The sequence below is a fragment of the Streptomyces sp. 12E genome (genome assembly GCF_055633275.1).
This window is the reverse complement of sequence record NZ_JBVNCJ010000001.1, coordinates 2608463-2622319: the sequence shown is the minus strand read 5'-3', so window position 1 is coordinate 2622319 and position 13857 is coordinate 2608463. Positions and strand designations below refer to the sequence as shown.

The 13857-nt window shown below is 72.5% G+C and carries 11 protein-coding genes and 2 pseudogenes; 10 read left to right on the top strand and 3 right to left on the bottom strand.

The window, feature by feature from the left end:
* The 5 genes from ACZ8ZB_RS12250 to ACZ8ZB_RS12230 all read left to right on the top strand — a co-directional run bounded on the left by ACZ8ZB_RS12250 (window position 1) and on the right by ACZ8ZB_RS12230 (window position 4899).
* The gene (locus tag ACZ8ZB_RS12250) at window positions 1–198 is read left to right on the top strand and encodes a DUF397 domain-containing protein (protein ID WP_470737744.1); all 198 of its coding nucleotides are present in this window, start codon (window positions 1–3) and stop codon (window positions 196–198) included.
* A gap of 7 nt (window positions 199–205) precedes the next feature.
* Window positions 206–415 carry a DUF397 domain-containing protein gene (locus ACZ8ZB_RS12245; protein ID WP_470737743.1) on the top strand — a complete coding sequence of 70 codons (210 nt, stop codon included), beginning with the start codon at window positions 206–208 and terminating at the stop codon, window positions 413–415.
* 142 nt (window positions 416–557) lie between these two features.
* On the top strand, window positions 558–1046 hold the full coding sequence (locus ACZ8ZB_RS12240; RefSeq protein WP_470737742.1) for a hypothetical protein: 489 nt from the start codon (window positions 558–560) through the stop codon (window positions 1044–1046).
* Between the two features lie 57 nt (window positions 1047–1103).
* Window positions 1104–3377 (top strand): SF1B family DNA helicase RecD2, encoded by a 2274-nt coding sequence (recD2, locus tag ACZ8ZB_RS12235; protein ID WP_470737741.1) that lies wholly within the window; start codon window positions 1104–1106, stop codon window positions 3375–3377.
* A gap of 232 nt (window positions 3378–3609) precedes the next feature.
* Window positions 3610–4899 (top strand): citrate synthase, encoded by a 1290-nt coding sequence (locus ACZ8ZB_RS12230; RefSeq protein ID WP_470737740.1) that lies wholly within the window; start codon window positions 3610–3612, stop codon window positions 4897–4899.
* A gap of 644 nt (window positions 4900–5543) precedes the next feature.
* Here ACZ8ZB_RS12230 and ACZ8ZB_RS12225 read toward each other — a convergent pair.
* Together ACZ8ZB_RS12225 and ACZ8ZB_RS12220 are read right to left on the bottom strand one after the other, a co-directional pair.
* Window positions 5544–7802, bottom strand: coding sequence for a heavy metal translocating P-type ATPase (locus tag ACZ8ZB_RS12225; RefSeq protein WP_470737739.1), 2259 nt, complete (start codon window positions 7800–7802; stop codon window positions 5544–5546).
* Window positions 7803–7948: 146 nt separating this feature from the next.
* Window positions 7949–8188, bottom strand: coding sequence for a heavy-metal-associated domain-containing protein (locus ACZ8ZB_RS12220; protein WP_470737738.1), 240 nt, complete (start codon window positions 8186–8188; stop codon window positions 7949–7951).
* A gap of 193 nt (window positions 8189–8381) precedes the next feature.
* On the opposite strand from ACZ8ZB_RS12220, the pseudogene ACZ8ZB_RS12215 reads away from it, so the two are divergent.
* Window positions 8382–9427 (top strand): annotated as a pseudogene (locus ACZ8ZB_RS12215) (zinc-binding dehydrogenase).
* Between the two features lie 2 nt (window positions 9428–9429).
* Here ACZ8ZB_RS12215 and ACZ8ZB_RS12210 read toward each other — a convergent pair.
* The gene (locus ACZ8ZB_RS12210) at window positions 9430–9630 is read right to left on the bottom strand and encodes a helix-turn-helix transcriptional regulator (RefSeq protein WP_470737737.1); all 201 of its coding nucleotides are present in this window, start codon (window positions 9628–9630) and stop codon (window positions 9430–9432) included.
* A 395-nt stretch (window positions 9631–10025) separates the two neighbouring features.
* On the opposite strand from ACZ8ZB_RS12210, the gene iolC reads away from it, so the two are divergent.
* The 4 genes and pseudogenes from iolC (at window position 10026) to bla (ending at window position 13852) form a co-directional block, all read left to right on the top strand.
* Window positions 10026–10976: a 5-dehydro-2-deoxygluconokinase gene (gene iolC, locus ACZ8ZB_RS12205; RefSeq protein WP_470737736.1), complete on the top strand. Its 951-nt coding sequence runs from the start codon at window positions 10026–10028 to the stop codon at window positions 10974–10976.
* A gap of 41 nt (window positions 10977–11017) precedes the next feature.
* Window positions 11018–11113: pseudogene (locus tag ACZ8ZB_RS12200) on the top strand (5-deoxy-glucuronate isomerase); the annotation flags it as partial.
* A 188-nt stretch (window positions 11114–11301) separates the two neighbouring features.
* Window positions 11302–12804, top strand: coding sequence for a CoA-acylating methylmalonate-semialdehyde dehydrogenase (gene mmsA, locus ACZ8ZB_RS12195; protein ID WP_470737735.1), 1503 nt, complete (start codon window positions 11302–11304; stop codon window positions 12802–12804).
* A gap of 127 nt (window positions 12805–12931) precedes the next feature.
* Window positions 12932–13852: a class A beta-lactamase gene (gene bla / locus ACZ8ZB_RS12190; protein ID WP_470737734.1), complete on the top strand. Its 921-nt coding sequence runs from the start codon at window positions 12932–12934 to the stop codon at window positions 13850–13852.
* The last annotated feature ends 5 nt before the right edge of the window (window positions 13853–13857 follow it).

Here is a 13857-nt window from a genome sequence, read left to right as displayed (position 1 = left end):
ATGGCCGACCGCGACCACTGGCGCAAGTCCTCATACTCCGGTGGCGGTGACGGGAACGCCTGCGTGGAGATCGCTGAGGGGTCGACGCACATAGGTATCCGCGACTCCAAGGCCCCCGCGAACGGAACACTCGCCTTCCCCGCCGAAGCCTTCGGCGCTTTCGTGCGAGCGATCAAGGAGACGACCGGGAGGATGTGAGGGGCCCATGGAGAACTGGCGCAAGTCGTCCTACTCCGGCGGAGGCGACGGCAACAACTGCGTGGAGATCGCGACCTCGCCCACCCACGTAGCCGCCCGCGACTTCAAGGACTCCGCCCGAGCCACCCTCACCTTCCCGACCACCGCCTTCACTCACTTCCCCAAGGCGCTGAAGGAACCCGAACCGGCGGGAACCGGCATGATGTCCCTCGGCTGATGTCCCTGGCGGACACGTTCTTGTGGAACCGGGCCACACCGTTCCGCAGTCTCACGGACAGCTGCCCTGCCCGGCGGCTCCTTTCCGCCCCACCCGCATCCTGGAGCCCGCTTTGCCTGTACGGACAAGCACCGCCCGCCCCATGCTCCTGCTCCTGTCGACCGTGCTCGCGGCCGGAACGCTCACCGGCTGCGCGCTGCAGGAGCTCACCAGGGACTGCGAGGGGACCGACGGCCGGGTCAAGGAGATGGCCGCGCTCGGCATCCTCGACTCCCGGCCCGCCGGGGCCACCGTCGCCCGGGGCTTCGAGGAGGTCGACGCGGGCTGCTGGGCGGACAGCGGCGACGTCTCGGTGTACGCCGGCCGGACCTACGCCTACCCCGGGACGAAGGCCGAAGTCGCCGCCCACTACCGGACGGCGGCGGTGCGGGACGGATGGGATCCGGCCTCCGAAGCCCCGTCCGACGACCTGTGCTTCGTCAAGGAGGACATGACCCTGCGGGTCGTCTTCCTCACCGCCGAGGGCCTCGCGGAGGACGGCCACGGAGACCGCCCCGACCTCACCACCGGGGCCGGCTACTCGGTCGACGCCGACTCGTTCGTGGGCAGCGGCGCCGAGGCGGGCTGCTAGGGCGGGGTCGGCCGGACGGGGCACCCCGTGTCACACCCCACCGGTACCGTCGGACCCATGCCCAACCAGTCCGCAGCCGCCGCCCCCGGTGAACGCCGGCTCGCCACCCTCGAAGGCGTCCTGGAAAGGATCACGTACGCCAACGAGGAGAACGGTTACACGGTCGCCCGCGTCGACACCGGCAGAGGCGCCGGCGACCTCCTCACCGTCGTCGGCGCGCTGCTCGGCGCCCAGGTGGGGGAGTCCCTGCGGATGGAGGGGCGCTGGGGGTCGCACCCCCAGTACGGCAAGCAGTTCCACGTCGAGAACTACACGACCGTCCTCCCCGCCACCGTCCAGGGCATCCGCCGCTACCTCGGCTCCGGCCTGGTCAAGGGCATCGGCCCGGTCTTCGCCGACCGCATCACCCAGCACTTCGGCGTCGACACCCTCACCGTCATCGAGGAGGAGCCGAAACGCCTCATCGAGGTCCCCGGGCTCGGGCCCAAGCGGACCAAGAAGATCGCCGACGCCTGGGAGGAGCAGAAGGCGATCAAGGAGGTCATGCTCTTCCTCCAGACCGTGGAGGTGTCCACCTCCATCGCCGTGCGCATCTACAAGAAGTACGGCGACGCCTCGATCTCCGTCGTGAAGAACCAGCCCTACCGCCTCGCCGCCGACGTCTGGGGCATCGGCTTCCTCACCGCCGACAAGATCGCCCAGTCCGTCGGCATCCCGCACGACAGCCCGGACCGGGTGAAGGCCGGCCTGCAGTACGCCCTCTCGCAGGCCACCGACCAGGGGCACTGCTACCTCCCCGAGGAGAAGCTGATCGCCGACGCGGTGAAGCTGCTCCAGGTGGACACCGGCCTCGTCATCGAGTGCCTGGCCGAGCTCGCCGCCGAGCCGGAGAACCCCGACGAGGACCCCGGCGTCGTACGCGAGAAGGTGCCCGCCCCCGACGGCGGCGACCCCGTCACCGCCGTCTACCTGGTCCCCTTCCACCGTGCCGAGCTGGCCCTCTCCGCCCAGCTCCAGCGCCTGCTCCGTACCGACGAGGACCGGATGCCGGCCTTCCGGGACGTGGCCTGGGACAAGGCGCTGGGCTGGCTGAAGGGCCGTACCGGCACCGACCTCGCCCCCGAGCAGGAGGCCGCCGTCAAGCTGGCGCTGAGCGAGAAGGTCGCCGTCCTCACCGGTGGGCCCGGCTGCGGCAAGTCCTTCACGGTCCGCTCGATCGTGGAGCTGGCCCGCGCCAAGAAGGCCAAGGTCGTCCTCGCCGCCCCGACCGGCCGCGCAGCCAAGCGGCTCGCCGAGCTGACCGGCGCCGAGGCCTCCACCGTCCACCGCCTGCTGGAGCTCAAGCCCGGCGGCGACGCGGCCTACGACCGGGACCGCCCGCTCGACGCCGACCTGGTGGTGGTCGACGAGGCGTCCATGCTGGACCTGCTCCTCGCGAACAAGCTGGTCAAGGCGGTGCCCCCGGGCGCCCACCTGCTCTTCGTCGGCGACGTCGACCAGCTCCCCAGCGTCGGCGCGGGCGAGGTGCTCCGGGACCTCCTCGCCGACGGCGGCCCCGTCCCCGCCGTCCGGCTCACCCGTGTCTTCCGGCAGGCGCAGCAGTCCGGCGTGGTGACCAACGCGCACCGGATCAACGCGGGGCAGCACCCCGTCACCGACGGCATGAAGGACTTCTTCCTCTTCGTCGAGGACGACACCGAGGAGGCAGGCCGGCTCACCGTCGACGTCGCGGCCCGGCGCATCCCGGCGAAGTTCGGCCTGGACCCCCGCCGTGACGTGCAGGTCCTCGCCCCCATGCACCGGGGCCCGGCCGGCGCGGGCACGCTCAACGGGCTGCTCCAGCAGGCCATCACCCCCGGCCGCCCCGACCTCGCCGAGAAGCGGTTCGGCGGCCGGGTCTTCCGTGTCGGCGACAAGGTCACCCAGATCCGCAACAATTACGAGAAGGGGGAGAACGGTGTCTTCAACGGCACCGTGGGCGTGGTCACCGCCCTCGACCCGGTCGACCAGCGCCTGACGGTGCTGACCGACGAGGACGAGGAGGTGGGTTACGACTTCGACGAGCTGGACGAGCTGGCGCACGCCTACGCCGTGACCATCCACCGTTCCCAGGGCAGCGAGTACCCGGCGGTCGTCATCCCGGTGACCACGGGCGCCTGGATGATGCTCCAGCGCAACCTGCTGTACACGGCGGTCACCCGGGCCAAGCGGCTGGTCGTCCTCGTCGGCTCCCGCAAGGCGATCGGGCAGGCGGTGCGCACGGTCTCGGCGGGCCGCCGGTGCACGGCGCTGGACTTCCGCCTCGCCGGTTCCCGCCTCTCGGAGGCGTGAGGCGCCGCTGTGAGCGGTCCGTCACCAAAAAATGATCGATCAAATGAGTCACGAAGGTCACAGAGGGCTTCCGGATCGCGAACACAAGGGGCAGGATGGGCAAGTTGGCGGCACTGAGTGCCGCCGATAGGCCCGATGGTCGACCCCGAGTGCACTCTCCTGCGCCGAGTGGGGGATGGTGGAGACAGTCAGGGCACCTCGAAGATGAGGCACTAGGTCGGTGAGGGAAGACGTGAGCGACAACTCTGTAGTACTGCGGTTCGGCGGCAGCGAGTACACCTACCCGGTGATCGACAGCACCGTCGGCGACAAGGGCTTCGACATCGGGAAGCTCCGCGCCCAGACCGGTCTGGTGACACTGGACAGCGGCTACGGCAACACCGCCGCCTACAAATCCGGGATCACCTACCTGGACGGCGAGGCCGGCATCCTCCGGTACCGCGGCTACCCGATCGAGCAGCTGGCCGAGCGCTCCACCTTCCTGGAGGTCGCCTACCTGCTGATCAACGGCGAGCTGCCGACCGTCGACCAGCTCTCCGCGTTCAAGGGCGAGATCACGCAGCACACCCTGCTGCACGAGGACGTCAAGAACTTCTACAAGGGCTTCCCGCGCGACGCCCACCCGATGGCCATGCTGTCGTCGGTGGTCTCCGCGCTGTCGACGTTCTACCAGGACAGCCACAACCCGTTCGACGAGCAGCAGCGCAACCTCTCCACCATCCGCCTGCTCGCCAAGCTTCCGACGATCGCGGCGTACGCCTACAAGAAGTCGGTCGGCCACCCGTTCGTCTACCCGCGCAACGACCTCGGCTACGTCGAGAACTTCCTGCGCATGACGTTCTCGGTCCCCGCGCAGGACTACGAGCTCGACCCGGTCGTCGTGGCCGCCCTGGACAAGCTGCTCATCCTGCACGCGGACCACGAGCAGAACTGCTCGACCTCCACCGTGCGCCTGGTCGGCTCCTCGCAGGCGAACATGTTCGCCTCGATCTCCGCGGGCATCTCCGCCCTGTGGGGCCCGCTGCACGGTGGCGCCAACCAGTCGGTGCTGGAGATGCTCGAGGGCATCCAGGCCTCCGGCGGCGACGTCGACTCCTTCATCCGCAAGGTGAAGAACAAGGAGGACGGCGTCCGCCTGATGGGCTTCGGCCACCGGGTCTACAAGAACTTCGACCCGCGCGCCAAGATCATCAAGGCCGCCGCGCACGACGTGCTGTCCGCCCTCGGCAAGTCCGACGAGCTGCTGGACATCGCGCTGAAGCTGGAGGAGCACGCGCTCTCCGACGACTACTTCGTCTCGCGCAGCCTCTACCCGAACGTCGACTTCTACACCGGTCTGATCTACCGGGCCATGGGCTTCCCGACCGAGATGTTCACGGTCCTGTTCGCCCTCGGCCGGCTGCCGGGCTGGATCGCCCAGTGGCACGAGATGATCAAGGAGCCGGGCTCCCGCATCGGCCGCCCGCGCCAGATCTACACGGGCGTCGTCGAGCGGGACTTCGTCCCGGTCGAGGAGCGCTGACACCTGCCGACAGAGACGTGGTGCGCCTGAGGGCACGTCACTGAAGGGGCGTGGGCGACTGCGGGCCGGTCCTGTGGCCGGTCACGCGGTTCCCCGCGCCCCCAGGTGTGTGGCGCGACCGCAAGGAAGACCGCAAGGAAGAAGGCGCCCCGGCCGCCGGTCCCCCCACGGGCCGACGAGCCAGGGCGCCTTCCCATGTCCCGGTGCGGATTCCCCCCACGGGATCCGGCCGGGCGTCTGTGAGGACAGCGCCTGAATCGCTGTGCGAGCACGGGCGGGCCTGAATCCGCCGCACTCGTCGGTGTGCGGTCTGCCGGGACAGCGCACATTCGGGAGGGCCGCTCAAAGCTCCCCGCTGGGCACGTGCCCCGGCAACGCAATCTCTGGGAAAGTCCCCCAAGACATCCCCAGATGCCAGGAAACGCCCCCCAAGACGTTGCCTGACATCGCCAACTTAGACCTTCGAAGCCCTTCGATGGTTACGTTCAGATCACTGTGATCTGCGTCTCTTGCACATCCCTCGAAGGTGCGCGGGAGCCCGCAAACCGCTCACGGGACCCGAGCGTAAGGAAGATGCGCGAGCCGTGTGAAGAGCTTATGTGAGGGACGTACCGGACGACAGGGGTACACCCCAACTCGAGACCTCAATGAAACGCCCGCAGGCGCAGGCTGTTCGTCACCACGAAGACCGAGGAGAACGCCATCGCCGCACCGGCGATCATCGGGTTCAGCAGTCCGGCCGCGGCCAGCGGCAGCGCGGCCACGTTGTAGCCGAAGGCCCACACCAGATTGCCCTTGATCGTGCCGAGCGTCCTGCGGGACAGCCGTATCGCGTCCGCGGCCGCCCGCAGGTCGCCGCGGACCAGGGTCAGGTCGCCCGCCTCGATCGCCGCGTCCGTGCCGGTGCCCAGGGCGAGACCCAGATCGGCGACGGCCAGCGCGGCCGCGTCGTTGACCCCGTCGCCGACCATGGCGACGCTGCGCCCCTCGTCCTGCAGCCGTCGTACGACGTCGGCCTTGTCCTCGGGCAGCACCTCGGCGATCACCCGGTCGATGCCCACGCTCCGCGCCACCGCCTCGGCCACGGTCCGGTTGTCGCCGGTCAGCAGCACCGGTGTGAGCCCCAGGGCCCGCAGCTCGCGCACCGCCTCGGCGCTGGTCTCCTTCACGGCGTCGGCGACCGTCAGGACACCGCGTGCCGCGCCGTCCCAGCCGGCCACGACGGCAGTGCGCCCGTCCCGCTCGGCCTCGTCCTTCACCCGCGCCAGCTCAGGCGGCAGCTCCCCGAAGAGCTCGGAGAGCCGCCCCACGGCGACCTCGTGGCCCTCCACGCGCCCGCGCACGCCCCGGCCGGGCACGTTCTCGAAGTGCTCCGCACGGGGCAGCGCGCCGGCGCGTTCCTCCGCGCCCGCGGCGATCGCCCGCGCGACGGGGTGCTCGGAGGCGTGCTCCAGGGCGCCCGCGAGCCGCAGCAGCAGCCGCTCGTCCGTGCCCTCGGCGACGTACACCTCCTGGAGGGTCATCCGTCCGGTGGTGACGGTGCCGGTCTTGTCCAGGACGACGGTGTCGACGCGGCGGGTGGACTCCAGGACCTCGGGGCCCTTGATGAGGATGCCGAGCTGGGCGCCGCGCCCGGTGCCGACCATCAGGGCGGTCGGCGTGGCGAGCCCGAGGGCGCACGGGCAGGCGATGATCAGTACGGCGACGGCGGCGGTGAACGCGGCGACCGTGTCACCGGTGGAGCCGAGCCACATCCCGAAGGCGCCGACGGCGATCAGCAGCACCACGGGGACGAAGATCCCGGAGATCCGGTCGGCGAGGCGCTGCACCCGGGCCTTGCCGTTCTGCGCCTCCTCCACCAGCTTCGCCATCCGCGCGAGCTGTGTGTCGGCGCCGATCCGGGTCGCCTCGACGACGAGCCGTCCGCCGGCGTTGACCGTGGCGCCGGTGACGGTGTCGCCGGCGGTGACGTCCACCGGGACGGACTCGCCGGTCAGCATGGACGCGTCCACGGCGGAGGAGCCCTCGAGCACCGTGCCGTCGGTGGCGATCTTCTCCCCGGGCCGTACGACGAACCGGTCGCCCACGGCCAGCCGCTCCGCCGGGACCCGCACCTCGCGTCCCTCGCGCAGCACGGTCACGTCCTTGGCGCCCAGCTCCATCAGCGCCCGCAGGGCCGCTCCCGCGCGGCGCTTGGAGCGGGCCTCCAGCCAGCGGCCGAGCAGGATGAACACGGTGACGCCGGCGGCGACCTCCAGGTAGACCGTGGAGGCGCCGTCGGTGCGGGCGACGGTGAGTTCGAAGGGGTGGCGCATGCCGGGCATGCCCGCGTCGCCGAGGAACAGCGCCCACAGGGACCAGCCGAACGCGGCGAGCGTGCCGACGGAGACCAGCGTGTCCATGGTGGCCGCGCCGTGCCGGAGGTTGGTCCAGGCGGCCCGGTGGAAGGGGGCGGCGCCCCAGACCACGACGGGCGCGGCGAGGGTGAGCGAGAGCCACTGCCAGTTGTCGAACTGCAGGGGCGGGACCATCGCCAGCAGGACGACGGGGAGGGCGAGGAGCGCGGAGACGGTGAGGCGCCGGCGCAGGGCGGCCGACTCCGGGTCGGCCTCCGCGGCGGGCGTCCCGTCGCTCTCCTCCCGCGGGGGCGCGGGTTCCTCGGCGGTGTAGCCGGTCCGCACCACCGTGCTGATCAGGTCGGCGACCTCGGTGCCCGGCGGGTAGGTGATCCGGGCCTTCTCCGTCGCGTAGTTCACCGTGGCGGTGACGCCGTCCATGCGGTTGAGCTTCTTCTCGACGCGGGCCGCGCAGGAGGCGCAGGTCATCCCGCCGATGAGCAGCTCGACCTCCGAGAGGGCCGGCTGTCCGGCGGCCGGCGCCTCGGTGGCGGTGGTGCTGGTCATGTCCGTGCTCCAGGGACGTCCGGGGCTCCAGGGGGGTCAGGGGCTCCGGGGGCGGTGGCGTGCCGGGCCGAGGTGGTGGCGGACCGCGGGGAGCGGGTGGCCGCCGCGGCCCGGTTCACGCCGTGCGGAAGCGGGGCGTTCCCGGCTCAGGCCGGGCCGGCCAGCTCGAAGCCGGCCTCGTCGACGGCGGCGCGGACGGCCTCCTCGTCGAGCGGGGCCGCGGAGACGACGGTCACCTCGCCGGAGGAGGCGACCGCCTGCACCGAGCTGACCCCGGGGAGCCGGGAGATCTCGCCGGAGACGGCGCCCTCGCAGTGCCCGCAGCTCATCCCGCTCACCCGGTAGACGGTGGTGACGGAACCCTGGGTGTCGGTCTGGGAGGTCATGTCGTTGCTCCTCGTCGAGGCGTAAGGGGTCGGTGTGGCCGTGGCCACGGTTCCAGGTTATACCCCCTAGGGGTATGAATCAAAGCTCGGCGGCCGGCCCGGCGCGCGGCGGACCGGGGACGCCCGCGACAAGGCGGGACCCGGGGGATGACGTTCCGGCGGAAGCGACGATCACCGGAGGGCGGGACCGGACATGCGGGCGGTGGTGTTCGAGCGGTACGGAGAGCCGGCCGAGGTGCGGGAGGTCGCGGACCCGGAGCCCGCGGAGCACGGGGTGGTGGTCCGCGTCGAGGCCACCGGCCTGTGCCGCAGCGACTGGCACGGCTGGCAGGGCCACGACCCGGACATCACCCTGCCGCACGTCCCCGGCCACGAACTCGCCGGGACCGTCGAGGCGGCCGGCGCCCGCGCCGCCCGGTGGCGCGCCGGGGACCGGGTCACCGTCCCCTTCGTCTGCGCCTGTGGCTCCTGCCCCGCCTGCGCGGCCGGCGACCAGCAGGTGTGCGAGCGCCAGACCCAGCCCGGCTTCACGCACTGGGGCTCCTTCGCCCAGTACGTGGCGCTGGACCACGCGGACGTGAACCTCGTCGCCGTCCCCGACGGGATGTCCTTCGCGACGGCCGCCTCGCTCGGCTGCCGGTTCGCCACGGCCTACCGGGCGGTGGTGCAGCGGGGCCGGGTGGCGGCGGGGGAGCGGGTGGCCGTGCACGGCTGCGGCGGGGTGGGGCTGTCGGCGGTGATGATCGCGGCGGCGGCCGGTGCGCGCGTCGTCGCCGTCGACGTGTCGCCGGGCGCCCTCGACCTGGCGCGGACGTTCGGCGCCGCGGAGTGCGTGGACGCGGCGGCCACGGCGGACACGGCCGGGGCGGTCCGCGACCTCACCGGCGGCGGCGCCCACCTCTCCCTGGACGCCCTCGGCGCACCCGCCACCTGCGCCGCCTCGGTGAGCGGCCTGCGCCGCCGGGGCCGCCACGTCCAGGTCGGCCTGCTGCCCTCACCGACGGGCGCCACGCCGTCCCCATGGCCCGCGCCATCGCCCTCGAGCTGGAACTCCTCGGCAGCCACGGCATGGCCGCGCACACCTACCCTCCGATGCTGGAACTGGTCCGCGCCGGTGTGCTCCGCCCCGATCTGCTGGTGACCTCCGCCCTCGCCCTGGACGCCGCCCCGCGCGCCCTCGCGGCCATGGGCGGGGCGGCGGCGGGGGCGGGCGTGACCGTCGTCGAGCCCTGGAGCTGACCTCAGCCGTTCCCGCGGCCCCGGTTGCCCGGGCGGGAGGCGACCCACCTGCGGACGGTGTCGGCGTACCAGTAGGGCTTGCCCGCCTCCACGTGGTCGGGCGGGGGCAGCAGGCCGTGCTTGCGGTAGGAGCGGACGGTGTCCGGCTGCACCTTGATGTGGGCCGCGATGTCCTTGTAGGACCACAGCGATCGGTCGGTCATGGTCGTGGCACCTCCCCGCGCGCACCGCGGCGACGGCCGGGGGCGGCCGTCAGGGGGAGCCGGGTGCGCGCTGGTGATCAGGTATGCGTCGTGCCCGGTGAACGAGAGCCGTCGGCGGCGGGGCAGGGGCTGTGCTCCGGGTGTGACGGGAGGGTCGCGCACGTGTGACGCCCGTGACGGCGCGGGAGTGTTTGTGACAGGAACGTCACACGGGCGCGCGCCGGTCCGTCGGCGGGGCGCGTTGACTTCCCCCGCGGCGGCGGGTCCGGGCGGGACACGGAAAAAGTCTCGTCCGAATGTCCGGACAAAACATTGACAGGGCTTCGTGCCCGGGGCTAGAACCAGGGGGGAGCCGTGAAGCCGTAGATGCCTTCCAGCCGTACGAAGGGGACGCGATGGCGTACGACGTGATCACCATGGGGCGGATCGGGGTGGACCTCTACCCGCTCCAGACGGGCGTACCGCTGGCGCAGGTCACGTCCTTCGGCAAGTTCCTCGGCGGCTCGGCGGCCAACGTCGCGGTCGCCGCCGCCCGCCTCGGCCGCCGCACCGCGGTGATCACCCGCACCGGCGACGACCCCTTCGGCGCCTACCTCCACGAGGCGCTGCGCGACTTCGGCGTCGACGACCGCTGGGTCACGCCCGTCCCCGGCCTGCCCACCCCGGTCACCTTCTGCGAGGTCTTCCCGCCGGACGACTTCCCGCTGTACTTCTACCGCCGGCCCAAGGCCCCCGACCTGGAGATCGACGCCCGTGAACTCGACCTGGACGCGATCCGCGGGGCGCGCGTCTTCTGGGTCACCGGCACCGGGCTGAGCGAGGAACCCAGCCGCACCGCCACCCTCGCCGCCCTCGCCCACCGCGCCAGGTCCCACGCCACGGTCTTCGACCTCGACTGGCGCCCGATGTTCTGGACCGACCCCGACGCCGCCCGCCCCTTCTACCGAGAGGCCCTGCGCCACACCACGGTCGCCGTCGGCAACCTGGACGAGGTGGAGGTCGCCACCGGGGAGCGCGAACCGCACGCCGCCGCCCGCGCCCTGCTCGCCGCCGGGGTCGGGCTCGCGGTGGTCAAGCAGGGACCGAAGGGCGTGCTGGCGATGGACGGGGACGGCCGGGTGGCCGAGGTCCCGCCGCTGCCGGTGAACGTCCTCAACGGTCTCGGCGCCGGCGACGCCTTCGGCGGCGCGCTCTGTCACGGCCTGCTGGCCGGCTGGGACCTGGAGAAGACCGTGCGGCACGCCAACGCCGCGGGCGCCATCGTCGCCTCCCGCCTGGAGTGCTCCTCCGCGATGCCCACCCCCGACGAGATCGACGCGGCGCTCGCCGCCGGCGCCGTCGGATGACCGAGCCGCACGTCCCCCGGGGCGCCGCCACCGGCGCCCCACCGATCGCCTCCGGCGCGGGAGGCCGCCTCGCTTTGGCAGGAGCGAGGTGCGAGCGACGACTCCCCGCCCGCCGCGGCCCCGCGCCGGAGGTTCCGCCGCAGTGTCATGTGTCCACTCGGGGACCCGAACGGCCGACACTGTGTCGGGCCCGTCCGGCCGTCCGGTCCTGGTGGGATGGGCCCGTGGCCGAGGCCGCGGCGCGTCCGCCCGCGGCCGGGGCGCACGAGCTGCACGAACGGCACGTCCCCACCCGTCGCCGCCATCTGTGAAGGAGTTCCCGGTCATGACGAAGATCGTCAACCACTGGATCGGCGGCAGGACCGCCGAAGGCGCCTCGGGCACGTACGGCCCGGTGACGGACCCGGCGACCGGCGAGGTCACCACGAAGGTCGCGTTCGCGTCCGTCGAGGAGGTCGACGCCGCCGTCGCCGCCGCCAAGGAGGCGTACCTGAGCTGGGGCCAGTCCTCCCTGGCCACCCGCACCTCGGTCCTCTTCCGGTTCCGCGCGCTGCTCGACGCCCACCGCGACGAGATCGCGGCGCTGATCACCGCCGAGCACGGCAAGGTGCACTCCGACGCGCTCGGCGAGGTGGCGCGCGGCCTGGAGATCGTCGACCTGGCCTGCGGCATCACCGTGCAGCTGAAGGGCGAGCTGTCCACGCAGGTCGCCAGCCGCGTCGACGTGTCGTCCATCCGTCAGCCGCTGGGCGTGGTCGCCGGCATCACGCCGTTCAACTTCCCGGCGATGGTGCCGATGTGGATGTTCCCCCTCGCCATCGCCTGCGGCAACACGTTCGTGCTGAAGCCGTCCGAGAAGGACCCGTCGGCCTCCGTCCGCCTCGCCGAACTCCTCTCCGAGGCCGGACTGCCCGACGGCGTGTTCAACGTCGTGCACGGCGACAAGCTGGCCGTCGACCGCCTCCTCGCCCACCCCGACGTCAAGGCGGTCTCCTTCGTCGGCTCCACCCCGATCGCCCGCTACATCCACACCACCGCCTCCGCCAACGGCAAGCGCGTCCAGGCCCTCGGCGGCGCCAAGAACCACATGCTGGTCCTCCCCGACGCCGACCTCGACGCGGCGGCCGACGCGGCCGTCTCCGCGGCCTACGGCTCGGCGGGCGAGCGCTGCATGGCGATCTCCGCGGTCGTCGCCGTCGGCGCGATCGGCGACGCGCTGGTGGAGAAGATCCGCGAGCGCGCCGAGAAGATCAGGATCGGCCCCGGCGACGACCCCGCCTCCGAGATGGGCCCGCTGATCACCAAGGCCCACCGCGACAAGGTGGCCTCCTACGTGGCCGGCGCGGCGGACGAGGGCGCCGAGGTCGTCCTGGACGGCACCGGCCACACCGTCGACGGCTACGAGAACGGCCACTGGATCGGCATCTCCCTCCTCGACAAGGTGCCGACCACGGCGAAGGCCTACCAGGACGAGATCTTCGGCCCCGTCCTGTGCGTCCTGCGCACCGAGACCTACGAGGAGGCCCTGGACATCGTCAACGCCTCCCCCTTCGGCAACGGCACCGCGATCTTCACCCGGGACGGCGGCGCCGCCCGCCGCTTCCAGCTGGAGGTCGAGGCCGGCATGGTCGGCGTGAACGTCCCGATCCCGGTCCCCGTCGGCTACCACTCCTTCGGCGGCTGGAAGGACTCCCTCTTCGGCGACCACCACGTCTACGGCAACGACGGCACGCACTTCTACACCCGCGGCAAGGTCGTCACCACCCGCTGGCCCGACCCGGCGGACGCCCCCACCGGCGTCGACCTGGGCTTCCCGCGCAACCACTGAGGCACCCGGACCACCCCGCCCGGCCGGGACCGTGCCCACCCCCCCCACGGTTCCGGCCGCCCGCCCGCGACCGCCCGGCCTTCCCCGCTACCCTCGGGCGCTGAAGATCACAGACCCGGAGGAGGGAATGGCTGTGGACAGCGCACGGCGGCCCGTGTCCCGGCGCACCGTGCTCGCCCGGGGAACCGGCGCGGCACTGACCGCCGCCCTGGCCGTGGGCGGGAGCGCCCACGCCTCGGCGCCGGACGGCGGGATCGTGCGCCGGCTGAGGGAGCTCGAACACCGGCACTCCGCCCGGCTGGGCGTGTACGCCCGCGACACCGCCACCGGCAAGTCCGTGCGGTACCGCGCGGACGAACGCTTCCCGATGTGCTCGGTCTTCAAGCCGCTGGCGGCCGCCGCCGTGCTGCGCGACCTCGACCGCGACGGGGAGTTCCTGGCCAGGCGCGTCCGCTACACCGAGAAGGAGGTCAGGGACTCGGGGTACGCACCGGTCACCGGCACGCCCGGGAACCTCGCCTCGGGCATGACCGTCGCGGAGCTCTGCGCCGCCGCGGTCTCCCACAGCGACAACGCCGCCGGGAACCTCCTGCTCCGGGAGCTGGGAGGGCCGGCCGCGGTCACCCGGTTCTGCCGGTCGGCCGGGGACCGGACGACACGGCTCGACCGGTGGGAGCCCGAGCTGAACTCCGCCGAACCGTGGCGGGTGACGGACACCACCACACCGGACGCCATCGGACGGACCTACGCGCGCCTGACGCTCGGCACCGCGCTCGTCCCCGAGGACCGCGAGCGGCTCACCGGCTGGCTGCTGGCCAACACCACGGGCGACGCGAAGCTCCGGGCCGGCCTGCCCGCCGACTGGGCCGTCGCGGAGAAGACCGCCGGCGGGAAGTACGGCACCAACCACGACGTGGGCGTCGCCCGGCCCCCGGGGCGCGCGCCCCTCGTCATGGCGGTCCTCACGACGAAGCGCGAGCCCGACGCCGCGCCCGACGACCCGCTGATCGCCGAGACCGCCGCACTGCTGGCCGAAGCGCTCACCTGACGACG